The sequence below is a fragment of the Brachybacterium sp. p3-SID957 genome (assembly GCF_025144775.1).
Classification (GTDB): Bacteria; Actinomycetota; Actinomycetes; order Actinomycetales; family Dermabacteraceae; genus Brachybacterium; species Brachybacterium epidermidis.
Map to the genome: position 1 here is coordinate 1 of NZ_JALXKT010000020.1, position 26,263 is coordinate 26,263.

Annotated in this window: 20 protein-coding genes; 17 read left to right on the forward strand and 3 right to left on the reverse strand. The window is 71.4% G+C overall.

Going from position 1 to position 26,263, the window contains the following annotated elements:
- The 5 genes from M3B01_RS06130 to truB form a co-directional block, all read left to right on the forward strand.
- Positions 1-350 (forward strand): YlxR family protein (locus tag M3B01_RS06130; protein ID WP_259790276.1); only part of this gene is annotated, 350 nt, incomplete at its 5' end.
- A 96-nt stretch (positions 351-446) separates the two neighbouring features.
- Positions 447-3,356 (forward strand): translation initiation factor IF-2, encoded by a 2,910-nt coding sequence (infB, locus tag M3B01_RS06135; RefSeq protein WP_259790277.1) that lies wholly within the window; start codon positions 447-449, stop codon positions 3,354-3,356.
- Between the two features lie 61 nt (positions 3,357-3,417).
- On the forward strand, positions 3,418-4,521 hold the full coding sequence (locus tag M3B01_RS06140) for a TRM11 family methyltransferase (protein ID WP_259790279.1): 1,104 nt from the start codon (positions 3,418-3,420) through the stop codon (positions 4,519-4,521).
- A gap of 1 nt (position 4,522) precedes the next feature.
- Positions 4,523-5,020, forward strand: coding sequence for a 30S ribosome-binding factor RbfA (rbfA, locus tag M3B01_RS06145; RefSeq protein ID WP_259790281.1), 498 nt, complete (start codon positions 4,523-4,525; stop codon positions 5,018-5,020).
- A gap of 14 nt (positions 5,021-5,034) precedes the next feature.
- The gene (gene truB / locus M3B01_RS06150; protein ID WP_259790319.1) at positions 5,035-5,979 is read left to right on the forward strand and encodes a tRNA pseudouridine(55) synthase TruB; all 945 of its coding nucleotides are present in this window, start codon (positions 5,035-5,037) and stop codon (positions 5,977-5,979) included.
- A 125-nt stretch (positions 5,980-6,104) separates the two neighbouring features.
- Here the strand turns inward: truB and M3B01_RS06155 are convergent, their stop codons facing one another.
- Positions 6,105-7,652, reverse strand: a complete 1,548-nt coding sequence (locus M3B01_RS06155; protein ID WP_259790282.1) for a L,D-transpeptidase family protein — start codon at positions 7,650-7,652, stop codon at positions 6,105-6,107.
- Positions 7,653-7,977: 325 nt separating this feature from the next.
- Between M3B01_RS06155 and M3B01_RS06160 the strand changes: the two genes are divergently transcribed.
- The 6 genes from M3B01_RS06160 to M3B01_RS06185 all read left to right on the forward strand — a co-directional run bounded on the left by M3B01_RS06160 (position 7,978) and on the right by M3B01_RS06185 (position 14,818).
- A complete protein-coding gene (locus M3B01_RS06160; RefSeq protein ID WP_259790283.1) occupies positions 7,978-8,994 on the forward strand; it encodes a bifunctional riboflavin kinase/FAD synthetase in 1,017 nt (338 codons plus the stop codon).
- 149 nt (positions 8,995-9,143) lie between these two features.
- Positions 9,144-9,413 carry a 30S ribosomal protein S15 gene (gene rpsO / locus M3B01_RS06165; RefSeq protein WP_259790285.1) on the forward strand — a complete coding sequence of 90 codons (270 nt, stop codon included), beginning with the start codon at positions 9,144-9,146 and terminating at the stop codon, positions 9,411-9,413.
- 210 nt (positions 9,414-9,623) lie between these two features.
- A complete protein-coding gene (locus tag M3B01_RS06170; RefSeq protein ID WP_259790320.1) occupies positions 9,624-11,924 on the forward strand; it encodes a polyribonucleotide nucleotidyltransferase in 2,301 nt (766 codons plus the stop codon).
- A gap of 254 nt (positions 11,925-12,178) precedes the next feature.
- Positions 12,179-13,546: a pitrilysin family protein gene (locus tag M3B01_RS06175; RefSeq protein ID WP_259790286.1), complete on the forward strand. Its 1,368-nt coding sequence runs from the start codon at positions 12,179-12,181 to the stop codon at positions 13,544-13,546.
- A gap of 145 nt (positions 13,547-13,691) precedes the next feature.
- On the forward strand, positions 13,692-14,408 hold the full coding sequence (gene dapB, locus M3B01_RS06180; RefSeq protein WP_396123340.1) for a 4-hydroxy-tetrahydrodipicolinate reductase: 717 nt from the start codon (positions 13,692-13,694) through the stop codon (positions 14,406-14,408).
- Positions 14,408-14,818: a hypothetical protein gene (locus M3B01_RS06185; RefSeq protein ID WP_259790289.1), complete on the forward strand. Its 411-nt coding sequence runs from the start codon at positions 14,408-14,410 to the stop codon at positions 14,816-14,818. Before dapB ends, M3B01_RS06185 begins: the two co-directional genes overlap by 1 nt.
- Positions 14,819-14,862: 44 nt before the next feature.
- Here M3B01_RS06185 and M3B01_RS06190 read toward each other — a convergent pair whose 3' ends face one another.
- Entirely contained in the window at positions 14,863-15,177 is a 315-nt protein-coding gene (locus M3B01_RS06190; protein ID WP_259790291.1) for an AzlD domain-containing protein, read from the reverse strand.
- On the reverse strand, positions 15,174-15,893 hold the full coding sequence (locus tag M3B01_RS06195) for an AzlC family ABC transporter permease (protein ID WP_259790292.1): 720 nt from the start codon (positions 15,891-15,893) through the stop codon (positions 15,174-15,176). The genes M3B01_RS06190 and M3B01_RS06195 overlap by 4 nt, the downstream gene beginning before the upstream one ends.
- A 105-nt stretch (positions 15,894-15,998) precedes the next feature.
- On the opposite strand from M3B01_RS06195, the gene M3B01_RS06200 reads away from it, so the two are divergent.
- The 6 genes from M3B01_RS06200 (at position 15,999) to M3B01_RS06225 (ending at position 26,226) form a co-directional block, all read left to right on the forward strand.
- Positions 15,999-16,706 (forward strand): HAD-IA family hydrolase, encoded by a 708-nt coding sequence (locus M3B01_RS06200; RefSeq protein ID WP_259790295.1) that lies wholly within the window; start codon positions 15,999-16,001, stop codon positions 16,704-16,706.
- 185 nt (positions 16,707-16,891) lie between these two features.
- Positions 16,892-19,639 carry an asparagine synthase (glutamine-hydrolyzing) gene (gene asnB / locus M3B01_RS06205; protein WP_259790296.1) on the forward strand — a complete coding sequence of 916 codons (2,748 nt, stop codon included), beginning with the start codon at positions 16,892-16,894 and terminating at the stop codon, positions 19,637-19,639.
- 32 nt (positions 19,640-19,671) lie between these two features.
- The gene (thyX, locus tag M3B01_RS06210) at positions 19,672-20,427 is read left to right on the forward strand and encodes an FAD-dependent thymidylate synthase (protein ID WP_193866088.1); all 756 of its coding nucleotides are present in this window, start codon (positions 19,672-19,674) and stop codon (positions 20,425-20,427) included.
- Between the two features lie 25 nt (positions 20,428-20,452).
- Entirely contained in the window at positions 20,453-21,391 is a 939-nt protein-coding gene (gene dapA / locus M3B01_RS06215; RefSeq protein WP_193866089.1) for a 4-hydroxy-tetrahydrodipicolinate synthase, read from the forward strand.
- Entirely contained in the window at positions 21,388-23,082 is a 1,695-nt protein-coding gene (locus M3B01_RS06220; RefSeq protein WP_259790298.1) for a ribonuclease J, read from the forward strand. Before dapA ends, M3B01_RS06220 begins: the two co-directional genes overlap by 4 nt.
- A 162-nt stretch (positions 23,083-23,244) precedes the next feature.
- Positions 23,245-26,226, forward strand: a complete 2,982-nt coding sequence (locus M3B01_RS06225) for a DNA translocase FtsK (protein ID WP_259790300.1) — start codon at positions 23,245-23,247, stop codon at positions 26,224-26,226.
- Positions 26,227-26,263: the final 37 nt, after the last annotated feature.

Genomic DNA, 26,263 nt, shown 5'->3' on the forward strand with positions numbered 1-26,263 from the left:
GCCGTGATGGCATCGCCGGTCGTGCTCGGAACGGAGGTGGAGTCGAGGTGGCCCACCCCGCCCCCCACCCCCCCGAGCGCACCTGCGTGGGCTGCCGTCAGGCCGCCCCGCGCGATCAGCTGGTGCGTCTGGTCCGGGAGCCCGCTCCCGACGGCGCCACCCCCCGCGTCCGGGTCGACCCCCGTCGGTCGGCCCCCGGTCGCGGAGCGTGGCTCCACCCCGACGCGTCGTGCCTCGACCTCGCCCTGCGGCGAGGCGGCCTGCCCCGGTCCTTCCGGGGTGCGGTCGACACCGGGCTGCTGGCCCGGGACCTCGAGGATCCCGATCCCACCCTTCAGTGGAAAAGGTAGAAGAACCCATGGACATCCGATGAGTACTCGATCATGAGCACCCTCAGGAGTTAATGGTCCGCGCCCTCTTGTCGGCCGGACCGAGACAGGAGAAATGTGGCTAAGGTCCGCGTCCACGAGCTCGCCAAGGAGCTCGGACAGCCGAGCAAGGTCGTTCTGCAGAAGCTGCAGGACATGGGCGAGTTCGTCCGTTCCGCCTCGTCGACCATCGAGGCCCCCGTCGCCCGCCGACTGCGCAGTGAGTTCCCTGCCGCCTCCGGTGACGACGCCCCCGCCAAGAGCGCCGGCGCCCCCAAGCCGGGCGGCGCCCCCAAGCCGGGAGCCAAGGCGCCCGCCAAGCCCGGGCAGAAGCCCGGTCCGGTCGCGGGCAAGCCCACTGCGTCGGAGCCGACCGAGAAGAAGCCGGTCCCCGCGCCCGGCGACGCGGCCCCCGCGTCCGAGACCCCGGCCAAGCCGGGTCCCGCCGCTCCCGCGAAGAAGCCCTCGGCCCCCGCACCCGGGGCCGATGCCGATCAGCAGCGCCCGGCGAACTCCGACTCCACCTCCGCCGCGCCGAAGCCCGGTGGCCAGCGCCCTGCGGCTCCCAAGCCAGGCGGTGAGCGCCCCGCTCCGCGCCCCGGCGGCGCCCGCCCCGGCAACAACCCCTTCGCGTCCTCGCAGGGCATGCCCCGTCCCGGTGGCCGCGGCCAGCAGGGCGGGCGTCCGTCGCGCGACGGCGCACCCCGCCCCGGCGGACCGCGCCCCGGTGGCCCCCGCCCGGGCAACAACCCCTTCGCGTCCTCGCAGGGCATGCCGCGTCCCGGCGGCCCGCGCCCGCAGCAGCGCGGCGAGCAGGGCGGCCGTCCTCAGCGTGAGGGAGCTCCCCGTCCGGGCGGCCCCCGTCCCGCCGGCCGCCCCGGCATGCCCACCCCCGGCATCATGCGCCAGCACTCCCACGGCGGTCTGGCCGATGCGCGTCCCTCCGACGGTGGCGGTCGCGGTGGCCGCGGCGGTCGCCCCGGCGGCGGCCCCGGCGCACGTCCGGGAGGCGGCCCCGGTGGCGGTCCCCGCGGTGGCCGCGGTGGCCGCGGTGCCACGCAGGGCGCCTTCGGCCGTGGCGGCAAGCCGGCTCGCTCCCGCAAGTCCAAGCGCGCCAAGCGCCAGGAGTTCGAGCAGATGCAGGCCCCCGCACCGGGCGGCGTGCAGATCCCGCGCGGTGACGGCTCCACCCCGATCCGCCTGCGTCGCGGCGCGTCCCTGACGGACTTCGCCGATCGCATCGACGTCAACCCCGCCTCGCTCATCACCGTGCTGTTCGCGATGGGAGAGATGGCCACGGCCACCCAGTCCCTGGACGAGGACACCTTCCACCTGCTGGGGGAGGAGCTCGGCTACAAGATCGAGATCGTCTCCCCGGAGGACGAGGAGCGCGAACTGCTCGAGCAGTTCGACATCGACCTCGATGCCGAGCTGGAGGACGAGGACGACGAGGATCGTCTGCCCCGCCCGCCGGTGGTGACCGTGATGGGTCACGTCGACCACGGCAAGACCCGCCTGCTGGACACGATCCGCTCCTCCAAGGTGCACATGGGCGAGGCCGGTGGCATCACCCAGCACATCGGCGCCTACCAGGTGCAGGTGGAGCACGAGGACCAGGACCGGGCGATCACCTTCATCGACACCCCGGGCCACGAGGCGTTCACCGCCATGCGTGCCCGCGGTGCCGAGGTCACCGACATCGCGATCCTGGTGGTCGCGGCGGATGACGGCGTGATGCCGCAGACCATCGAGGCGCTCAACCACGCCCAGGCAGCGGACGTCCCGATCGTGGTGGCGGTCAACAAGATCGACAAGCCCGAGGCGAACCCCCAGAAGATCCGCCAGCAGCTGACCGAGTACAACCTGATCGCCGAGGAGTACGGCGGCGACACGATGTTCGTGGACGTCTCGGCCCGCGAGAACCAGAACATCGACGCGCTGCTGGAGGCCGTGCTGCTGACCGCGGACGCCGCCCTGGACCTTCGCGCCAACCCCGACAAGGACGCGCGTGGCGTGTCCATCGAGGCGAACCTGGACCGCGGTCGGGGCCCTGTGGCCACCGTGCTGGTGCAGCAGGGCACCCTGCGCGTGGGCGATGCGATCGTCTGCGGCACCGGCCACGGCCGCGTCCGCGCCATGCTCGACGAGAACGGCACCAACATCGAGGAGGCCGGACCCTCACGTCCCGTGCAGGTGCTGGGCCTGACCTCGGTGCCCGGCGCCGGTGACTCCTTCCTGGTCGCCCAGGACGAGCGCACCGCCCGCCAGATCGCCGAGAAGCGCGAGGCGGCCAAGCGCGCCGCGGCCCTGTCCAAGGCCCGCAAGCGCATCAGCCTCGAGGACATCACCAAGTCGATGGCCGAGGGCAAGGTCGAGACCCTCAACCTCATCCTCAAGGGCGACGCCGCCGGCTCTGTCGAGGCGCTGGAGGAGTCCCTGCTGGGCATCGACGTGGGCGATGAGGTGCAGCTGCGCATCATCGACCGCGGCGTCGGCGCCATCACGATGAACAACATCAACCTTGCCGTCGCCTCGGACGCCGTGATCATCGGCTTCAACGTGCGCGCCGAGGGCCAGAACGCCGAGTACGCCGACCGCGAGGGCGTGGAGATCAAGTACTACTCGGTCATCTACCGCGCCATCGAGGAGGTCGAGCAGGCCCTCACCGGCATGCTCAAGCCGGAGTACGAGGAGGTCGAGCTGGGCTCGGCGGAGATCCGCGAGATCTTCCGCTCCTCCAAGTTCGGCAACATCGCCGGCTCCATCGTGCGTGGCGGCCTCATCAAGCGCGGCGGCAAGGCCCGCATCACGCGCGACGGGGTGGTCATCACCGAGAACCTCGAGATCGCGGGACTGCGTCGCTTCAAGGACGACGTCACCGAGGTGCGCGAGGGCTACGAGTGCGGCATCAACCTGGGCTCGTTCAACGACCTCCAGGTCGGTGACGTGATCACCACCTACGAGATGCAGGAGAAGCCCCGCAGCTGATCCGAGGACGGCCGGGCACCCGCGCGGTGCCCGGCCGCTCCCCGTCGGGAGGTGAGTCGCGATGACCAGCACGGTGACGGTGCTGCGCGCCCCGTCGGCCAATCGCGTCTACGCGTCCCGCTCCGGCGCCCTGGCCGTCGCGGAGGCCCGCTGGGTGCTCGGTGCCCACCTGGGCCGGTCCATCGACGTGCACGAGCACACGGTGGGCGGCATGGACGCCCTGCGGATCGAGGGCGCGGATTTGGGTGAGGGTCCCGCCCTGCAGCTGCTTGGATCGCTGTCCTCCACCCTGGGGGTTCTCGAGTCCGTCCCCGAGGTCCCCGGACAGGCGGGGCCCCTGCTGCGTCCTGTGGAGCTGCCGGTGCCGCTGCGCCACCCCGACGATCTCGAGACCGTCCTGAGGTACCCGGGCAAGACGAACGAGCAGTTCACCGCGCTGCTGGTGAACCTGGCGTGCGCGCTGTCCACCCGCCGCAGCAGCCTGGCGGACGGCAGCCTCACCCTCCTGGACCCCCTGTGCGGCCGCGGCACCACCGTGAACCGCGCCCTGCGCCTGGGGCTCAGCCCCCTCGGCGCCGAGATCGACCGCAAGGACGTCGAGGCCTACCGCGCGTTCCTGAGCACGTGGCTGCGCACCCACCGCTACAAGCACACCGTCACCGAGGGTCGCCTCACCCTGCGCGGCAGGCAGTTGGGCACTCGGATCGACGCGGAACTGGCCCCCGACAAGCAGGCGCAGCGGGAGGGGCGCGGCCAGCGCCTGACCGTGTTCGGCTGCGACACCCGCGAGCTGCCCCACCTGCTGCCCGCCCGCAGCGTCGACGCCATCGTCGGGGACCTGCCCTACGGCATCCAGCACGGAGGGCGCTCCTCCGCCGGCTGGCAGCGCTCCCCGCTCGACTTCCTCACCGAGGCCGCCCCTGGCTGGAGGTCCCTGCTGCGCGACGGCGGCGGGATGGCCCTGGCCATCAACCGCCGCACTCTGTCCCACGCGGAGGCGCGCGCGGCCCTCGACGGGGCCGGGCTTCGCGTCATCAGCGCGGACGGCGCCTTCCGGCACCGCGTGGACCAGTCCATCGACCGCGACGTGCTGCTCGCGGTCCCCCACGACCACCCCCAGGCCGATCAGCTCGCCGCTGTCGGCACCGATGAGAGGACCTCCTGACATGAGCGACAACCCCCGCGCCCTGCGCCTGGCCGACCGCATCAAGGAGATCGTGGCCACCACGATCGACAAGCGGATCAAGGACCCCCGCCTGGGCTTCGTGACCATCACCGACGTGCGCGTGAGCGGAGACCTCCAGCACGCCACCGTGTTCTACACCGTCTTCGGTGACGACGAGGACCGTGCCGGCACGGCAGCGGGCCTCGCCAGCGCCACCGGCATCCTGCGCCGCGAGGTGGGCAAGCAGACCGGCGTGCGCCTGACCCCGACCCTCGAGTTCGTCCCCGACGCGATCCCCGACAGCGCCCGCGCCATCGAGGAGCTGCTGGCCGAGGCCCGCACCCGCGACGCCGCGCTGCTGAAGGCCAAGGAGGGCGCCACCTACGCCGGGGAGGCGGATCCGTACCGCACGCCCCGCGACCTCGAGGCGGAGGAGGATTCCGAGGTCGAGGAGCACGACGAGGACCGTGAGGACGGCGCGGGCTTTTCGCGTCCGTGACCGCCCGCACGCCGATGAGCCCCATCCGTGGGGGCGATCCCGCACCCACGGGCGCACCCCACGGCGTCCTGCTGGTCGACAAGGCCCCCGACCGCACCAGCCATGACGTCGTCGCACGCGTGCGCTGGCTGCTGGGCACGAAGAAGGTGGGACACGCCGGCACGCTCGACCCCATGGCCACCGGCCTGCTGGTGCTCGGCGTGGGCCAGGGCACCCGGCTGCTCACCCACCTGGTGGGCCTGGACAAGACCTACCTGGCCACCATCCGGCTGGGACGCGCCACCACCACCGATGATCGCGAGGGCGAACCGCTCGGGGAGCAGCACGACGCCTCCGGCATCGACCCCGACGCCCTGGAGCGGGCACTGCAGGCGCTGCGCGGGAACATCCAGCAGGTGCCCTCCACCGTCAGCGCGATCAAGGTGGACGGCAAGCGCGCCTATGCCCGTGCCCGCGCCGGCGAGGACGTCGAACTGGCCGCCCGGCCCGTGCGGATCGACCGCTTCGAGATCACCGCCCGCCGTACCGACGGCCCCCACCTGGACCTCGATGCCGTGGTCACGTGCTCCTCGGGCACCTACGTGCGCGCACTGGCCCGCGACCTCGGTGCCGCCCTCGGCACCGGTGGCCACCTCACCGCGCTGCGGCGCATCGCGGTGGGACCCTTCGACGTGGACCATGCGGTCCATGTCCCGGGCCGCGGAGAGGGGGACGATGTCGAGCTGCCGCTGCGCGGGCTGGGGGAGACGGCCTCCCAGGTGCTGCCCACCGTGACGGTGGACGAGTCGAAGGCGCGGCTGCTCGCCGACGGTCGCCGGATCGATCGGGACACCGGCCTCGGAGGGGAGCAGATGCGCACGGCGGCCCTGGACGGGGACGGGCGTCTGTGCGCCATCATCCGCGCCGACGGGAACGGTTGGAAGCCCGAGCTGGTCATCCCGCTCGAGGCGCGCACCTGAGCGAGCCGGCTGCCGTCCCACCGACGAGAAGAACGGGCCCGTACCGCAGGTTCCTGCGGGACGGGCCCGTCCCTCTGCTGGACTCGCCGGGCTGTGCCGGCGGCCGGCCCAGCCTCAGCTCCGGATCAGTAGTGGACCTCCACGCGGGTGCCGATCGAGGCCCAGTCGTACAGCCACTTCGCCTCGGACACCGGCATGTTGATGCAGCCGTGGGACCCGGAGTACCCGAACGAGGAGCGCCACGGGGCACCGTGGAAGCCGTACCCGTTGTGGAAGTACTGCACCCACGGGACGTCCGGGGTGTAGTAGTACTTCGGGTGGCCCTCGGGGTAGTAGTTCGCGTTGGTCATGTCCTGGCGGTCGTAGCGCAGGTAGATCTCGAAGGAACCGGTGACGGTCTCGTAGCCCTCCTTGCCGTCCACCATCGAGCGGGGGCCCCACACCGGGGTCTCACCCACGTAGGCGGTGACCGTCTTGGCGCTGAGGTCGACGTCGATCCACTTCTCACCGGTGGGAGCGGGTGCCTTCTCCTCCTGCGCCTTCCCGTCGTCCTCGGACTTCTCTTCCTCGGACTTCTCCTCCTCGGACTCCTTCTCGGGGGCCTTGACCTGCTCGACCTCGGCCTCGACCGTCTTGGTCTCGAAGGCGATCTCGAGGGGGCTGGAGCCCTTCAGGGAGGCGATCAGCTCATCGGCCACGGCGTCCACGTTGGTGAACTCCAGTCCGTCGCGCTTCTCGGCGACCACCTTGACGACCTTGCCGTCGGAGTCGACCTGCTCGATGCCGTCCTTGGGCTTGACGGAGTCCTTGTCGGCGCGGGCCGCGACCCACTCGCGCACGCCCTCCTCGTCCACGGAGAGCACCAGCTGCTGGCCGGTCTCGTCCGGGGCGACGGACAGCCAGGAGTTGCGGCGCTCGGCGGAGACCTCGTAGGTCTTGCCCTCGGGACCGGAGATCGACATCGGCTGCTCGAGAACGGCGGCGATGGTGCCGACCACGCCCTCGGCCTCCTCGGTGGTGATCGCCGGAGCGATCTCCTCGATGGGCTGATCCACGGAGAAGGACTCCAGCGCCGGGGCCTTCTGGGTGACGGTCTCCACCATCACCTGCGGGTCCACGCCCTGACCACTCTGGCCGGGGACAGCGTTCCAGGTCTGGGCGTCCTCGTCGAAGACCACCTGGGCGTCCACCGGCTCGGTGCGGTCGGCGGGCACCAGCCCCTTGGCGTAGGAGGCCACGGCGGCCTCGTCCACCGAGACGACGGGCTCGACGACGTGCTCGCCGCTCCAGGTGGCGCGCAGGATGTCCATGAAGGAGTCCTCGCGGGCCACGGCGGCCTGGCCGGTGGCCTGGGCGTCCACGGTGACGCCGAGATCGGCGAGGGACGCCTCGTGCTCGGTGCCGTCCGCGGTGATGGTGACGGTGACGTCCTCACTGCGCTCGGCGATCAGCTGAGAGATCTCCTCCGGGCTCTTGCCCGAGACGTCCTGCCCGAGCACAGTGGTGCCGGGCAGGGCCTTGCCGTCGAACTGCTTGGCGTAGGCCATGGCCCCGCCGGTCAGCAGCACGGCGATGACGGCGATGATGGCCAGCACGACCAGGGCGAGGCGCTTCCGGCCGCGGTCGGCCGGCACGGGACCGCCGGTCGCGGCGGTGTCGGTCACGTTCGTCATGGTTGTCGTTCCGTTCTCGGCGGCCGTCTGGCTGCCCCCGCTGTCGAACGCGGGAGGGCACAGGGGTCCCTCCCCGGCACCGCCTTCCGGACCACGATACTGGAGCGCGTCGCTGTGCCACAGGGTGCGGCGCGTCGAGCTTCGTCACAGACCGCCGGGAGCGCACGGCCTGCGCGTGTGCCGGAGCGACCACAGTCGGCTCGGGGTGGCACTGGACGGGCCGCTACAGTGTTCCCGTCGCGATAGGGCCCCGGCCCGGTCCCGTCCCCGTCGTCCCCGTCCGTGGGTGCCCCCGCGCCCGAGCAGAAGAAGGACCCAGCCGCCTGTGACCCGCAGCCCCATCTGGCATTCCCTGAGCGAGGTGCCCGCCGAGCTCGGCGCCACGGCGGTGTCGATCGGCAACTACGACGGTGTGCATCGCGGTCACCGGCACGTGCTGTCCCAGCTGATCCACCATGCTCGTTCACGCGCCCTGACCCCGGTCGCCCTCACGTTCTGGCCCCATCCGCGCCATGTCATGCGAGGGGTGGCCGAGCCCCCGCTGATCACGGGGCACGAGGACCGGGACCGCCTGCTGCTGCTGGCTGGAGTGGGTGGCGTGCTGGACCTCGAGTTCACCCGGGAGTTCGCCCAGCACGAGGCCGATGAGTTCGTGCGCATCTTCCTGGTGGAGGGCCTGGGCGCACGCTGCGTGGTCCTCGGCGAGGATGCGCTGTTCGGTCGGGCCAACGCCGGCACCATCGAGACCATGAGGGAGCTGGGGGAGCAGTACGGCTTCGAGGTGGTGACCGTCTCCGACCTCGGACCGGAGGGGCAGGGCAGCGGGCGCATCTCCTCCTCCGCCATCCGCGAGGCACTGCTGGGCGGCGACGTCGAGGGGGCCGCCGTGATGCTGGGCCGCCGGCACACCGTGGCCGACGTGGTCCACCACGGGCACCGCCGCGGCCGCGAGATGGGCTTCCCCACCGCCAACCTGGGACCGGCCCCGCAGGGCCTGGTCCCCGCGGACGGCGTGTACGCCGGGTTCCTCACCGTCATCGAGCAGCACCCAGGCCACCTCGGCACCCCGGCACTGGCGGGAGCCCCGGCGACGATCTCCATCGGCACCAACCCCACCTTCACCGCCCAGGGCGTCCCGCAGCGCACCGTCGAGGCGTACGTCCACGACGACCACACGCTGGACCTGTACGGCGACACGGTGCGGCTGGAGTTCGTGGACTATCAACGTCCCACCCTGAAGTTCGACGGCATCGACGCGCTGGTGGAGCAGATGCACCGGGACGTCGAGGTGACGCGCCGCACTCTGGACATCTCTTCCGCGTCCGAGCCGCCGACCGACTGATAACCTGTCCGGGCCGTCCATTCGGCCGCGGAGAGCGCACCCGCCCCCACCCCGGCACCCCTCGGTGCCACCGGGACGGGGATCACGCTCGCAGAGAGAGCCCGGGAGAACATGCCCCGGTGCGCCGCGCACTCGACCCCAGGAGAACCATGGCCTTCGACACCGCCACCAAGCAGGAGATCATCAAGGAGTACGGCACCAGCGAGGGCGACACCGGTTCGCCCGAGGTCCAGATCGCTCTGCTGTCCCACCGCATCACGTACCTGACCGAGCACCTCAAGACCCACAAGCACGACCATCACTCGCGCCGCGGTCTGATGCTGCTGGTCGGCCAGCGCAAGCGCCTCCTGCAGTACCTGCAGGACGTCGACATCGAGCGGTACCGTACGCTGATCCAGCGCCTCGGCCTGCGCCGGTGACCCTCTCCGCCGCTCGTCCCTCCGGGGCGGGCGGCGGCTGTCTGTGTTCACCCCGGTGAACCCCCGCCGTCCGTGAGGGCGGCACCTGAACCCGCCCCGCCCAGGTTCGGTCCTCGGCAGTGGCGTTCGGTCCCCACCAGGGAACCGCGCGTGATTGACGAAGGCCGCACCGGCAGGGGCACCCCCTATCCAAGGAGATACCCCATGGCCATGGAAGGCCCCGACATCACCGCGACCACCGCGGTCATCGACAACGGCTCGTTCGGCCGCCGCGAGGTGCGCTTCGAGACCGGCCGTCTCGCCCAGCAGGCCGCCGGCGCGGTCAGCGTGTACCTCGACGACGACACGATGGTCTTCTCGGCCACCGCCGTCTCGAACCGACCCAAGGACCAGTTCGACTTCTTCCCGCTCACGGTGGACGTCGAGGAGCGGATGTACGCCGCCGGCCGCATCCCCGGCTCGTTCTTCCGCCGCGAGGGCCGTCCCAGCACGGACGCCATCCTCGCCGCCCGCCTCACCGACCGCCCGCTGCGCCCCGCCTTCGTCAAGGGCCTGCGCAACGAGGTCCAGGTCGTCCTCACCGTGATGGCCGCCAACCCCGACGATGCCTACGACGTCATCGGCATCAACGGCGCCTCCGCCTCCACCCAGATCTCCGGCCTGCCGTTCTCCGGCCCGATCGGCGGCGTGCGCATCGCCCTGATGCCCACCGCGGAGGGCGGCCAGTGGGTCGCGTTCCCCACCTACTCCCAGCTCGAGGAGGCCGTGTTCTCCATGGTCGTCGCCGGGCGCATGGTCGGCGAGGGCGAGAGCTCCGACGTGGCCGTGATGATGGTCGAGGCCGAGGCCACCGACAACTCCTGGGACCTGATCAAGAACCAGGGCGCCATCGCCCCCACCGAGGAGGTCGTGGCCGAGGGCCTCGAGGCCGCCAAGGTGTTCATCCGCACCCTGTGCCAGGCCCAGTCCGAGATGGCCGCCAAGGCCGCCAAGCCGGTGCGCGAGTTCCCGCTGTTCCTGGACCACCAGGAGGACGCCTACGGGATCGTCGAGCAGGCCGCCGCCGATCGCCTGCGCGAGGTCATGTCCATCGCAGGCAAGCAGGAGCGCGAGGAGCGCACCGAGGAGCTGCTGGCCCAGATCACCGAGGAGCTCGGCGGCGAGGGCAACCAGCTCGAGGGCCGCGAGAAGGAGATCACCGGGGCCTACCGTGCGCTGACCAAGAAGGTCGTGCGCCAGAAGGTCCTTACCGAGGGCGTGCGCATCGACGGCCGTGGCCTGCGGGACATCCGCGCCCTCTCGGCCGAGGTCGAGGTGCTGCCCCGCGTCCACGGCTCGGCCCTGTTCCAGCGCGGCGAGACCCAGATCCTGGGTGTCACCACGCTGAACATGCTCAAGATGGAGCAGCAGATCGACTCGCTGTCGCCGAACGACCGCAAGCGCTACCTGCACCACTACAACTTCCCGCCCTACTCCACCGGTGAGACCGGTCGCGTGGGCTCCCCGAAGCGCCGCGAGATCGGCCACGGCATGCTCGCCGAGCGCGCCCTGGTGCCCGTGCTGCCGGGCCGCGAGGAGTTCCCCTACGCGATCCGTCAGGTCTCCGAGGCGCTGGGCTCCAACGGCTCCACCTCGATGGGATCCGTGTGCGCCTCCACCCTGTCCCTGCTGAACGCCGGAGTGCCGCTGCGCGCCCCGGTGGCCGGCATCGCCATGGGCCTCATCTCCGACACCGTCGAGGGCGAGACCCGCTACGCGGCCCTCACCGACATCCTCGGTGCCGAGGACGCCTTCGGCGACATGGACTTCAAGGTGGCCGGCACCCCCGAGTTCATCACCGCGATCCAGCTGGACACCAAGCTCGACGGCATTCCCGCCTCGGTGCTGGCCTCCGCACTGGCCCAGGCTCGCGAGGCGCGCCTGGCGATCCTGTCGGTGATGAACGAGGCCATCGACACCCCCGACGAGATGAGCCCGCACGCCCCGCGCGTGCTCGCGGTGACCATCCCCGTCGACAAAATCGGCGCGGTCATCGGCCCCAAGGGCCAGATGATCAACCAGATCCAGGACGACACCGGGGCCGACATCACCATCGAGGACGACGGCACCGTGTACATCGGCGCCACCGACGGCCCCTCCGCGGAGGCCGCCCGCAGCGCGATCAACGCGATCGCCAACCCGATGGTGCCCGAGGTCGGCGAGCGCTACCTCGGCACCGTGGTGCGCGTGGTCGACTTCGGTGCCTTCGTGTCGCTGACCCCCGGCAAGGACGGCCTGCTGCACGTCACCCAGCTGCGCAAGCTGAACGGCGGCAAGCGCGTGGAGAGCGTCGAGGACGTCGTCAAGGTGGGCCAGAAGGTCGAGGTGGAGATCCGCGAGGTCGACGCCCGCGGCAAGATCTCCCTGGCCGTCCCGGAGGACGACAAGGCCGAGGAGAAGAGCACCGACACGTCCGGTGCCCCCGTCGAGTCCGCCGAGAACCTCGAGCGCGAGGCGACCACCGCCGAGTGAGCTGAGCGTGATGCTCTGAGATGAGCACCCGAGTCGGGTCGCGAGCTCAGGCCACCGGATGCCCTGGTTCCGATTCCACTGCGAATCGGAACCAGGGCATCCGTGCATGGTGGCCCGGCACTTCGCCCACCGCGCAGGGGAGAACTGCCCATCGCGGGGATCCGTCGTCCGCAGTGGCCCGTGTTCCCACGGTCGCCACGGGCCTGCGGGGAACGAAGGGGATGCCGAGGTGAGTGGCATGGGAGAATCGACGGATGCCCCTGGACCTGATCTACGACGACCCTGCCTCTGACGTGGTGCTCGATGCCGCTTCCGGCGTGCGACGCACCATCCTGCCCGGCGGGGTGCGCCTGCTCACCGAGACCGACCGCAGCGTGCGCAGCGCCACCCTGGGTCTGTGGCTGCCCGTCGGCTCCCGCGACGAGAAGCCCGAGCACGCCGGCTCCACGCACGTGCTGGAGCACCTGCTGTTCAAGGGCACCCGTCGCCGCACCGCGATGCAGATCGCCTCGGCCTTCGACGAGGTGGGCGGCGACTCCAACGCCGTCACCGCGAAGGAGCACACCCTGTACTACGGCCGGGTACGCTCGGCCGACGTCCCCATGGCCGTGGACGTGCTCACCGACATGGTCACCTCCAGCCTGCTCGAGGAGCAGGCGCTGCGCACCGAGCGGGAGGTGATCCTCGAGGAACTGGCCATGGCCGAGGACGATCCTCAGGACGTCGGCTACGAGACCTTCCTGGCCCACGTGCTGGGCCCTGAGACCGCCATCGGCCGCCCCGTGGGCGGCACCGCGCAGACCGTCACGGACCTGGACATCGAGGACGTGCGCGCCCACTACGGCGAGCACTACCGCCCCGACAACCTGGTGGTCACCGCGGTGGGCGACGTGGACCACGACCAGCTGGCCGACCTTCTGCTGGAGGGCCTGCGCCGCGGCGGCTGGGGGCTCGAGCCCGGGGCCCTCCCGCACCGCCGCTCCCGCGAGACCCACGAGACCCCCAGCGCTGCCGGCGCTGCCGGTGCCGGTGCCACCGAGGGCGCGGTCAGCGGTGAGGCCGTGGCCCGGATCGTGCCGAGGCGCCTGGCCCGCCCCACCGAGCAGAACCACATCTACCTGGGCGGCACCGGCATCACCGCGGTCGACGAGAAGCGCCATACCCTCTCGGTGCTGATGTCCATCCTGGGCGGCGGCATGTCCTCCCGGCTCTTCCAGCACGTGCGCGAGCAGCGGGGACTGGCCTACTCCGTGTACTCCTTCAGCGCCGGCTACCACGATGCCGGACTGTTCGGGCTGTACGCGGCCTGCCGTCCCTCCCGCACCGCCGAAGTGGTCGAACTGCTCGCACAGGAGCTGACCGACATGGGGGAGCGGGGCGTGGACGACGAGGAGATGCGCCGCGCCCTCGGGCAGATCACCGGCTCCTTCGCCCTGGGCCTGGAGGACACCAGCAGCCGTATGGGTCGCCTGGGCACCATCGAGCTGATGCACGGCCGCTACACGGGGATCGACGAGATCCTCGAGAAGATCTCCCGGGTGAGCGCCGGGGACGTCCAGGCCCTGGCCGCACAGCTCGCCTCCTCCTTCACCACTCGTATCGACGTGGGCCCCGAGGCCTGAGGGGCCAGGGCCCCACCAGCACAGCGCCCTTTGCGGGCAGGAAGGCACCATAGTGAACGACACCACCGCCCCCACCGACCGCCCCGCGACCGGCAGCGACGCCGGCCCCTCGATCCGAGTGGCCGTGATCGGTGCCCGCGGGCGCATGGGCTCCGAGGCCTGCCGCGCCGTCGAGCAGGCCCCCGACCTCGAGCTGGTCGCTCGTGTGGATCGCGAGGACGACCTCTCGGCGATCACCAGGGCCGGCGCTCAGGTGATGGTGGACTTCTCCATCCCCGGTGCCACCAAGGACAACGTGCTGTGGGCGATCGAGAACGGTGTGCACGCCGTGGTGGGCGCCACCGGTTGGGACGAGACCTCACTGGAGGAGGTGCGCACTGCCCTGGCCCGTGCGGGCCACGAGCAGCTCGGCGTGCTGATCGCCCCCAACTTCGCCATCGGCGCCGTGCTCGCCATGCGCTTCGCGGAGATCGCCGCGCGCTACTACGAGAGCGTCGAGGTGATCGAGATGCACCACCCCGACAAGCTCGACGCCCCCTCCGGCACCGCGGCCCACACCGCCGCCGCCATCGCCCGCGGACGCGCCGCCGGTGGCCTGGGCCCGGTGCCGGACGCCACCGAGAAGGATCCCCTGGGCGCTCGCGGGGCGGTGGTCGACGGGATCCACGTGCACGCCGTGCGCCAGCGCGGGCTGGTGGCCCACGAGGTGGTGCAGTTCGGCGGCGCCGGTGAGCAGTTCCAGCTGCGCCACGACTCCTTCGACCGGGTCAGCTTCATGCCGGGGGTGCTGGTGGGCGTGCGCGAGGTGGCCTCCCACCCGGGTCTGACCGTCGGCCTCGACGGCTACCTCGAGCTGGGCTGATGCGCCAGAAGCTGTTCGTCGCGGCACTGCTGCTGATCACCGGGCTCTATGCCTGGGGTCTGGGATGGATCGCCGTGGGCTTCTCACGGGCCGGGGGAGTGATCGGCTGGGGCCTGGCACTGGGTGTGGGCATCCTGCTGGTGCTCACCGTGTGGGTGACCTGGCGGGAAGTGCTGTTCGGCATGCGCGCCGGCCGCCTGAGCCGCCAGTACGCTCCCGCGGCTGTCGCCAGCGGCTCCGATGCCCGCGCCGAGTTCGAGGCCGCCAGGTCCGCGATCGAGAACCAGCCGGAGCAGGAGCGCGACTGGCGATCCTGGTTCCGCCTGGCACTGGCCTACGACGCCCTGCGCGACCGTCGCAACGCCCGCATGTGCGTGCGCCGGGCGATCGACCTGCACCGGAGGTCCTGACCCGCGCCGGTGGTCCGCGCCCGCGGCATGGTCCGGATGGGTGCTCAGCCCCAGCCCAGTGCACGCAGCGCAGCGGCAGCCGCCGCTGCCCCGATCACCACCACCAGGAACGGGGCGCGCAGCACCAGCAGCACGGCGGCCACACCCACCGCCGCCAGGCGGGCGTCGGCCACGATCGCGGTCCCGTCCGTCGCAGTCTGCACCGCGACCAGGGCCCCCAGCAGGGCGATCGGCAGCAGCCGTGTCACCCGGGCCACGCGGGGACGCTCGAGCACCTCGGAGGGCACCTGGTAGCCCAGCCACTTCTGCACGAAGCTCGCCAGGGACGCCGCGATCACCGCAATCCACAGCATGCTCATCGCTGCTCGCCCTCCGTACGCCCCCGCGAGGGCCATAGACCGGCCACCACCGCGACCATCGCCGCCGCCAGCACCGGAAGTCCCGAGGGCAGCACCGGCGTGGTCAGCAGCGCGACGAAGGCGGCAGCGACGGCGATCGCGATGGTCTCCCCGCTGCGCAGCCTCGGCCACAGCAGCGCCAGGAAGGCCGCCGCCGCAGCCGCATCCAGCCCCCATGCCCCCGGATCGCTCACGAACTGGCCTACCAGTGCGCCAGCCAGGGAGAACAGGTTCCAGAACACGTAGACCCACACCCCGGCGGCCCAGAAGCCGGCCCTGGCGGCCTCGGGGGTGGTGCCCGAGGCGGAGGTCGCTGCGGATTCGTCGATCGTCAGCTGCGCACGGGCCGCCCCGCGCCACCCGCCCCGCGGCAGCACCCTGGACAGCGCGAGGCCGTACAGGGAGTTGCGCACCCCCAGCAGGATCGAGGTCAGTGCCGCCCCGATGGCGGAGCCTCCGCCCCCGATCACCCCCACGAAGGCGAACTGGCTGCCGCCGCTGAACAGCACCGCGGAGAGCACCATCGCCTGCCACAGGTCCAGGCCCGAAGCGGTGGCGAGGGCCCCGTAGGAGATGCCGTACAGTCCCGTCGCCAGGCCCACCGAGAAACCGGTGCGGCGGATCTGCCGGACTTCGTCGGGGACCGCAGCGCGGGAGGAGGGAAGCGCAGCACTCATGATGCCGGTCACCATAGATCCGTTCCGTGTCCGGTGGCGGCGCTGTCCGCGTCCGGGCCCGCCACCTCCCCGACGTCGCACCGATCCGTGTGAGAGCGTGGCCCCATGACCCACACCCCCACGGACGGCCTCCCGCTGCGCACCGGCGCCCTGCTGCTGGACATGGACGGCACCCTGATCGACTCCGGCCCCTCGGTGGAGCGGGCGTGGAACGGGCTGCTGGCCGAGCTGGGCTCCACCGAGACCTTCTGCCACGCCATGCACGGCCGCCCGGCGCGGCAGGTGCTGAGGGAGTTCTTCCCGGACATGACCGAGGCCGAGATCGCCGCGGCCCACTCCCGCATCGAACAGCTGGAGATCGCCGACGTCGACTCGATCCTCACCCTGCCCGGCACCCGCCGCATCCTCGAGCAGCTCGATGCGGCGTCCCAGCAGCTCGGTCGGCCCACCTGGACGATCGTCACCTCGTGCACCATGCCCCTGTTCGAGGCGCGCTGGGCCACCACGTCCCTGCCGGTGCCGGCGACACTGGTCACGGCCGACCAGGTGGAGCGTGGCAAGCCCGACCCGCAGCCGTACCTGCTGGGGGCCGAGCGCCTCGGGGTCGCCCCCTCGGATGCGGTCGTGGTGGAGGACTCGGTGGGCGGGCTGCGCTCCGGGCTGGATGCGGGGTGTCGCACCATGGCGATCACCTCCACCACCCCGGCGGCCGATCTCGAGCCCCTTGCCCCGGTGCTGCTCACCTCCCTGGACGACCTCGAGGTCGCCGTGCAGGAGGGTGCGCTGCTGCTCTCGCGTCGCGGCGCGCAGTGACGGGGCCCACCTGACCGGGCGGTGTGCGGACGGTCGCGCCTGAGCGGCGTGGGCGCCCCCCGCTGATACGCTCGGACGGCTGATCCCGGTGCGCTCCGGGACCCCTGTCGACGCCCCGCAGCGGGCGCCGGGGAGCCCTGTCCCACCGGCGGATCGTCGCCGTCCCTCTCGAAAGGACTCGTCCCATGTGCGGAATCTCCGGCAGCTACGGATTCGGAGCGGACACCGAGGACATCGCGCGGCGGATGAACGCCTGCCTCGCCCACCGGGGGCCCGACGGTGAGGGCCTGTTCCTCTCCGGGAGCACGGGACTGGCCCACCGCCGCCTGGCCATCATCGACCGCGAGAGCGGCGACCAGCCGATGACCACGGCGGACGGCCGCCACACGATCGTCTACAACGGCGAGGTCTACAACTACCTGGAGCTGCGCACCGAGCTCGAGGCCACCGGCCGCACCTTCGTCACCGACTCCGACACCGAGGTGCTGCTGCAGGCCCACGCCGCGTGGGGCAGCGACTCCTACGACCGGTTCAACGGCATGTTCGCCTTCGCGATCCACGACGCCGAGACCGACACCCTCACGATCGCCCGCGACCACTTCGGCATCAAGCCGCTGTACTACTGGCACGACGAGACCACCGGGCGGGTGCTGTTCTCCTCGGAGATCCGGGCCCTGCTCGCCGCCGGCGTGTTCGAGGCCGCGCCGGATGACCGCGCCGTGTACCGGTACCTGAAGTTCCGCGCCCACGACGACGACGAGCAGACCTTCTTCGCCGGCGTCAAGCGCCTGATGGCCGGGCAGATGCTGGTGATCGACGCCGATGGCGTGCGCACCGAGTCCTTCACGCGCCTGCAGGACGAGCTGCGCGAGATCGCCTCCCGCCCCGGCCGCCCCTACAGCGAGCAGGTGGTGGACGAGTACCGCGAGCGGTTCATGGAGTCCGTGCGGCTGCGCCTGCAGTCCGAGGTGCCCGTGGGGACCTCCCTCTCCGGCGGGCTGGACTCCTCCGCGGTGGCCGCAGTGATCGCCAAGCACCTGCGCGAGCAGCCTGAGGACGGCGACTTCGCCGCGGTGGGCTCGCGCCAGAACACGTTCTCCGCCGTGTTCCCCAACTCCAGCAACGACGAGGAGCGGTACGTCGACGCGCTGCTGGCGGACTACCAGGGGCAGATCACCGCCCACAAGATCCACCCGGACTCCCGTGAGTTCCTCGAGGACCTGCAGGACTTCGTGCGCACCCAGGAGGAGCCGATCATCTCCTCCGGCCCCTACGCCCAGTACGCGGTGATGCGGGAGGCCAGCAAGCACGTGACGGTGCTGCTGGACGGCCAGGGCGCCGACGAGATGATGGCCGGGTACAACCCGTACTTCTACGTGTACCTGCGCCAGCTGCGCCGCCAGAAGCGGTTCAAGGAGCTGGCCTCCGAGGTGGTGGGCTCGCGGGACATCCTGCGCAAGCTCGCCCGCACCAAGTACTCCGGCCGCACCTCCGTTCCCATCGAGGCCCTGCTGAACTCCGGGTTCGTCGCAGCGCACGCGGGGGAGAAGGTCACCTCGGTGCAGGACGACCTCAAGGAGCGCCTGCTGCAGGACACCTTCCGCAGCTCCCTGCCCTCGCTGCTGCGCTACGAGGACAGGAACACCATGCGCTTCAGCATCGAGGGACGCGTCCCGTTCGTGGACAAGGAGCTGCTGAAGTTCCTGTTCTCCCTGGACGAGTCCGCGATCATCCACGACGGCTGGAACAAGCGGATCCTGCGCGAGTCGATGTTCGGGATCCTGCCGGACATGATCTCCAAGCGCCGCAACAAGATCGGCTTCACCACGCCCGAGAGCGAGTGGTTCCGCAAGAACGCTGCCGCCCTGCGGGAGATCTTCGCCTCCGCCACCTTCGCCTCCCGCCCCTACTTCGAGTCCCGCAGCGTGCTGGCCCTGTTCGACGACTACATGGCCCACCCCGACAAGCACGGCACCCTGATGTTCTGGCGCCTGCTGAACGTCGAGCTGTGGATGCGGGCCTTCTTCGACCAGCACCCCGCATCACGGGCCGGCGACGAGGACGAGGCCCCGGGGGTCGGCGCGGGGGACATCGCCGCAGCGGCCGGCGCCGCGTCGCAGGAGGACCCGGCCGGGACGCCCAAGAGCGATTACGACCCGAACCCGGACAAGCAGCTTGACCTGGTCTCGGAGGTCGACGGCCACACCTGGCGCCGCTTCCCCCTGCAGACCGGTCTGATCGCGCGCGGTGACGACCTGGAGGATCTGGTCCGCGGGCACGTGGAGCGCTTCGCCGCGGGCCTGCCCGAGGACGCACTGCCCGCCGGACGCCCCTGGTACTTCGTCATCAGCGAGAAGATCGTGGCGATCAGCCAGGGTCGCTCCTGGTTCACCTGGGAGATCGCCCCCCGCCGCTCCGCCACGGTGCTCAGCCGCTTCGTCTCCCGCACCCCTGCCGGCATCGGCCTGGGGGACCCCACCACCATGGAGCTGGCCATCCGCGAGGTGGGGCTGCCACGCGTGGTCGCGGCCTCCGCCGTGGGCGCGGCCGGCAAGGTGATCGGCAAGCGCGGCCTGTTCTACCGGGTCGTCGGCAGCAACGTGCGCGCGATCGACGGCCCGACCGTCTACTCCGCCTTCCCCTCGAACGTCTCCGCGAAGCTTCCGCCGAAGGACCCCGACGGCGTCTCGGCCCGCCTGTCCGCGGCCATCCGTGCCGCCGACATCCCCGCCGCGCTGCGCGACAGCTTCGCCGGCACCGTGGTGATGGACGCCAACGACATCGGTCGCAACGTGCTGGGCTCGGACGCCTCGGTTCCGGCCGAGCGCCTGGAGGCCACCTTCGCGGACAACCCGCTGGGCCAGGGCCGTCAGCGCACGCCGCTGGCGATCCTGGTGGATCTGGGCGACCCCGGTACCGTAGCGGCCCGGTGACCGGGACCGCTGCTGGACTAGGCTCTGAGGACATGAACGAGAACGTGAGCACGGGCACCGGCGCCGCCGATGGTGACATCGCCTTCCGGTCCGACATGACCGTCCAGCTGGTGAAGTCCGCGGCGCAGGACGGTGACGTCGTCTTCGCCGCCCGGGTCTCCACCCAGGGGGAGCAGACCGTCGCCATCGCCGGGGAGGAGGCCTCCACCCGGGACCGCGGCCTGATCCGCTACCTGATGCGGGACCGTCACGGCAGCCCCTTCGAGCACAACAGCTTCACGTTCTACGTCGAGGCGCCGATCTTCGTGTTCCGGGAGTTCATGCGGCACCGCATCGCCTCCTACAACGAGGAGTCCGGCCGCTACCGCGAGATGCGGCCCGTGTTCTACGTGCCCTCGCGCGAGCGCAACCTGATCCAGGTGGGCAAGCCCGGCGCCTACGTGTTCGAGCCCGGCACCGCCGAGCAGCACGAGCTGGTCGAGGAGTCCGTGCGCAACGAGTCCACCTCCGCCTACCGCTCCTACCAGCGGATGCTGCAGGCCGGCGTGGCCCGCGAGGTGGCCCGCACGGTGCTGCCGCTGAACCTGTACTCCTCGATGTACACCACCATGAACGCCCGCGCGCTGATGAACTTCCTCAGCCTGCGCACGAAGAAGGACAACGCCGCCTTCCCCTCGTTCCCGCAGCGCGAGATCGAGATGGTCGCCGAGCTGATGGAGGAGCACTTCCGCCAGGCGATGCCGCTCACCCACGCCGCTTTCGAGGACGGCGGGCGCATCGCCCCGTGAACCGCACACACTCCGGGAGGAGACCATGACCCAGCACACCCGCCGCGCGCGACCCTTCGGGGCGGTGGGGACCGCGATGGTCACCCCGCTCACCGAGGACGCCTCCGGCGTCGACCTGGACGCCGCCCAGCGCCTCGCCGCCCACGTCGTGGAGCACGGCAACGACATGATCGTCGTCTCCGGCACCACCGGTGAGGCGCCCACCCTCAGCGACGGCGAGAAGATCGACCTGGCCCGCGCCGTCCGCGAGGCCGTGGGCCCCGAGGTGACGATCCTGGCCGGGGTGGGCACGTACGACACCGCCCACTCGGTCCACCTGGCCCGTGCCCACGCCGAGCTCGAGATCGACGGCCTGCTGGTGGTCACCCCCTACTACTCCAAGCCCAGCCAGGCCGGCATCATCCAGCACACCCGTGCCATCGCCGATGCCACCGATCTGCCGGTGATGCTGTACGACATCCCCGGCCGCGCCGGGGTGCCGCTCACCCTCGAGACGCTGCTGCGCCTGGGTGAGCACGAGCGGATCCTCGCGGTCAAGGACGCCAAGGCGGATCTGCAGCAGGCCACCGTGGTGATGGAGCGCTCGGGCCTGGCCTACTACTCCGGCGAGGACGCACTGAACCTGCCCTGGCTGGCCATCGGCGCCTCCGGCATGGTCTCGGTGGTCTCCCAGGTGGCCGGCGACCTCGAGAAGCGCCTGGTGGACGCGGTGGACCGCTCCGACCTGGCCGCCGCCCGCGAGGCCCACCAGCTGCTCGCCCCCTTGGTGGAGGCGATCATGACCCACATGCCCGGCGCGGTCGCCGCGAAGACCGCCCTCGCCCTGCAGGGCGTGCTTCCCCACGCCACCATGCGCGGCCCCCTGCTGGCGGCCGATGACGACCAGACCCGTGCCCTGGCCGCCGCCCTCGAGGCCGCCACCGGCATCCCGCCGCTCGACCCCTCCCGGAGGCCCTCCGCATGACCACCGCATTCACCGACCGTCTGAACCAGCCTCCGAAGCTGCGCAGGGACACCTTGCGCATCATCCCGCTGGGCGGGCTGGGGGACGTGGGCCGCAACATGGCGGTGCTCGAGTTCGACGGACGCCTGCTGATCATCGACTGCGGCGTGCTCTTCCCCGAGGACGCCCAGCCCGGCGTGGACCTGATCCTGCCGGACTTCGACCAGATCCGCGACCGGCTCGACGACGTCGCCGCGATCGTGCTCACCCACGGCCACGAGGACCACATCGGCGCCGTCCCCTACCTGCTGCGCCTCAAGCCCGACATCCCCCTGGTGGGCAGCCAGCTCACCCTGGCTTTCGTCGAGGCCAAGCTGCGGGAGCACCGCATCACTCCCTACACCCTCGCCGTGAAGGAGGGGCAGAAGGAGTCCTTCGGCCCCTTCGACTGCGAGTTCGTGGCGGTGAACCACTCCATCCCCGACGCCCTCGCGGTGCACGTGAGCACCCCGGCCGGCACCGTGCTGCACACCGGTGACTTCAAGATGGACCAGCTGCCGCTGGACGGCCGCATCACTGACCTGCGGGCTTTCGCGCGCCTGGGCGAGCAGGGCGTGGACCTGTTCATGGTGGACTCCACCAACGCCGAGGTGCCCGGCTTCACGGTGGGCGAGCAGGAGATCGGCCCCACGCTGAACTCGATCTTCGCCCGCGCGCGGCAGAAGATCGTGGTGGCCTCCTTCTCCAGTCACGTGCACCGCGTCCAGCAGGTGCTGGACGCCGCCGCGACGCACGGCCGCAAGGTGGCCTTCGTGGGCCGGTCCATGGTGCGCAACATGGGCATCGCCGCCGAGATGGGCTACCTGCACGTGCCCGACGACATCCTGGTGGACGTCAAGCGGATCGACGACCTGCCCGATGAGCAGGTGGTGCTGATGTGCACCGGCAGCCAGGGCGAGCCGATGGCCGCGCTGGGACGCATCGCCAACCGGGACCATCGCGTCAGCGTGGGCCCCGGTGACGTGGTCATCCTGGCCTCCTCCCTGATCCCCGGCAACGAGCACGCCGTGTTCCGCGTGGTCAACGGTCTGATGGCGCTGGGAGCCGAGGTGGTCCACAAGGGCAACGCGAAGGTGCACACCTCCGGCCACGCCAGCGCCGGCGAGCTGCTGTACTGCTACAACATCGTGCGGCCCAAGAACGTGATGCCCATCCACGGCGAGGTGCGCCACCTGATCGCCAACGGCCGCGTCGCCGAGGCCACCGGCATCCCTGAGAAGAACGTGGTGCTCGCCAAGGACGGCCACGTCGTAGACCTCAAGGACGGCGTGGCGAAGGTGGTGGGGGAGGTCCCCAACGGCTACGTGTACGTCGACGGTTCCAGCGTGGGCGCGATCTCCGAGGCGGATCTGAAGGACCGCCGGATCCTGGGCGACGAGGGCTTCATCTCCCTGTTCGCCGTGGTCAACTCCGAGACCGGCGCCCTCATCGCGGGACCCGAGATCCACGCCCGGGGCGTGGCCGAGGACGACGAGGTGTTCGAGAGGATCCGGCCCGAGATCATCAAGGCGCTCGAGCAGGCCGTGGCCGATCAGTCCAACCGCCGCGACACCCACCAGCTGCAGCAGGTGATGCGCCGCGTGATCGGCCGCTACGTGTCCCAGCGCCTGCGTCGCCGCCCCATGATCATCCCCATCGTGATCGAGGCCTGAGACCCGCTCCTGCCTGCGCCGGGAGCTCGCCCCACCCGTGTCGCACCGTGCCCCGGGACCCGGGCTCTGACACGCCCGCGGGCGTGATCCTCGCCCCGCTGCCGCGAAAGTCCCCGGCCCGCTTCCCGGGCCGGGGAGGGCCCACGCGGTAGATTGACATCCATGGCGACACGTACGTCTTCCCCCGCACGTGCGTCGAAAGGCTCCTCCCGGACCTCCGCGTCCGGGACCTCGCGCACCAAGGGTGCCGCGAGCAGTGACCCGTCGGCGCTTCCGCTGCCGGTGCGCGCAGCCCGCTCCGGCTACCTCTCCCTGTCCCGCATGGTGGGCGGCTTCGTCCGCTCCATCGGGGTGCAGCGGTGGGAGGTGGCCCCGGAGCAGCGCCGCGACGGCTACGCCCTGTTCCTGATGCTGCTGGCCGTGCTGGTGGCCGTGGTGGAGTGGTGGCAGGCATCCGGCCCGGTGCTGGGCGCCGTCCACACCGTGGTGGCCGGGACCTTCGGGATCTCCTCCGTGGTGATCCCGCTGCTGCTGGTCGGCTGGTCGCTGCGCATGTTCCGTCGACCGGACCAGGTGCGCGCCAACTCCCGCATCGCGATCGGGATCGCGATCCTGCTCACCGCGATCTCCGCGATCGCGTCGGTCTCCGCCCGCCTGCCCGCCCCGGCCGATGGCATCGCCGCCCTGGCCCGCGGAGGCGGCGTGCTGGGCTACCTCGCCGCCGCACCGCTGGAGGCCCTGCTGCCCCCGGTCGCGGTGATCGTGATCCACTCCCTGCTGATCGCCTTCGGCGTGCTGGTGCTCACCGCCACGCCCGTGGAGTCGATCCCCTCGCGGGTGCGTCACGTGTACGACGCGATGGTGGGCCGCAGCGAGGAGGAGGACGCCGAGCGCCTGGCCTTCGGCCTGCGCCCCCGCCGCCCGGACCCGGCCCTGCACGAGCAGGAGACCGAAGCCCAGCCTGCCGGTCGCCCGCGCCGCCGCAGCCGCCGCGAGAAGGAGCAGGCCCAGCAGGCGGAGGCCGCCGGTCGCGACCACGATGACTTCGGCTACGCCGGCGACGAGGCCTTCGACACGCCCGTCGGCGACGGGCAGGCAGCGCCCCGTCGCCGTGGCTCCACGCGCGCACCGAAGGGGGAGCGCCGCGACGCCACCGAGGTGTTCGACGTCGTCGAGGACGAGAACCAGCGCGCCAAGACCTTCCCCGCGGGTGCCGCTGCCACCAGGGCCGAGCGCACCGGCGCGGCCGCTGCCGCGAACGGGGCGGGCGAGAAGCCAGCAGGCGCCACGCGACCGGAGAAGACGGCCAAGAAGAGCGGTGCCGACGGCGAGGCCGCAGGCCCCAGCACCAAGGCCGAGCTGGCGCCCCCGCCCATGGGGGACCTGCCGCGCGCCGGGGAGCAGCTGGAGCTGGCCGGGGACGTGGTCTACACCCTGCCGGACTCCTCCTTCCTGCTGGAGGGCCCGCCCCACAAGACCCGCTCCGAGGCCAACGACCGCGTGGTCGAGGCCCTGGGCGAGGTGTTCGAGCAGTTCAACGTCAACGCCGAGGTGGTGGGCTTCTCCCGCGGCCCCACGGTGACCCGCTACGAGGTGGAGCTGGCCCCCGGCACCAAGGTCGAGAAGGTCACGGCACTGGACAAGAACATCTCCTACGCCGTCGCCAGCGCCGACGTCCGCATCCTCTCGCCGATCCCCGGCAAGAAGGCCATCGGCATCGAGATCCCCAACACCGACCGCGAGACGGTCGCCCTGGGCGATGTGCTGCGCTCCGCCGTGGCCCGCCGCAACGAGCACCCCATGGTGATGGGCGTGGGCAAGGACGTCGAGGGCGGCTACGTGGTCGCCAATCTCGCCAAGATGCCCCACATGCTGGTCGCAGGCGCCACCGGCGCCGGCAAGTCCAGCTTCGTCAACTCCATGATCACCTCGATCCTGATGCGCGCCACCCCCGAGGAGGTGCGCATGGTGCTGGTCGATCCCAAGCGCGTCGAGCTCACCATCTACGAGGGCATCCCGCACCTGATCACCCCGATCATCACCAACCCGAAGAAGGCCGCCGAGGCCCTCGAATGGGTCGTCAAGGAGATGGACGCCCGCTACGACGACCTCGCAGCGTTCGGCTTCAAGCACATCGACGACTTCAACAAGGCCGTGCGCGCCGGCGAGGTGACCGCGCCCCCGGGCAGCGAGCGCAGGATCGCCCCCTACCCGTACCTGCTGGTCGTGGTCGACGAGCTGGCGGACCTGATGATGGTCGCCCCCCGTGACGTGGAGGCCTCCATCCAGCGCATCACCCAGCTGGCCCGCGCGGCCGGCATCCACCTGGTGCTGGCCACCCAGCGTCCCAGCGTCGACGTGGTCACCGGCATCATCAAGGCCAACGTCCCCAGCCGCCTCGCCTTCGCCACCTCCTCGCTCCAGGACTCCCGGGTGATCCTGGACGCCGTCGGCGCGGAGAAGCTGATCGGGCAGGGCGACGCCCTGTTCCACCCGATGGGCAAGGCCAAGCCGATGCGCGTGCAGGGCGCCTGGGTCAACGAGTCGGAGATCCACAAGGTCGTCGACCACGTGAAGACTCAGATGAAGCCCTCCTACCGCGAGGACGTCACCGTCGCCGCCGCCAAGAAGCAGATCGACGACGACATCGGGGACGATCTCGACGTCCTGCTGCAGGCGGCTGAACTGGTGGTCACCACCCAGTTCGGCTCCACCTCCATGCTGCAGCGCAAGCTGCGGGTGGGCTTCGCGAAGGCCGGCCGTCTGATGGACCTGCTGGAGTCGAGGGAGATCGTGGGCCCCTCCGAGGGCTCCAAGGCCCGCGACGTGCTGGTGCACCCCGACGACCTGGCCGGTGCCATCGCCCGCATCCGCGGGGAGGACGAGCCCGCCGGCGCCGGCCCCAGCGATGCGGCCGCCGAGGCCTACGACGAGGGCGCGGTGGACGTCGAGGGGGAGGCCGCCGGCGAGCGCGGGACCGTCAGCTCGCACGGTGGCCCGGACGGCAGCGGGGACGACGGCGCGGGCGATGGTCGCTACGGCAGTGATCCGCTGGCCGACGACGGCACCGAACCCGCCACCGACTACTACGACCGGGACGACACGGAGGACGGGGAGGACGCATGGAGCCTCACCGGCCGCTGACCCCGCCCGCCCCGCCGGCCCCGCCCCGGTCGTTCCC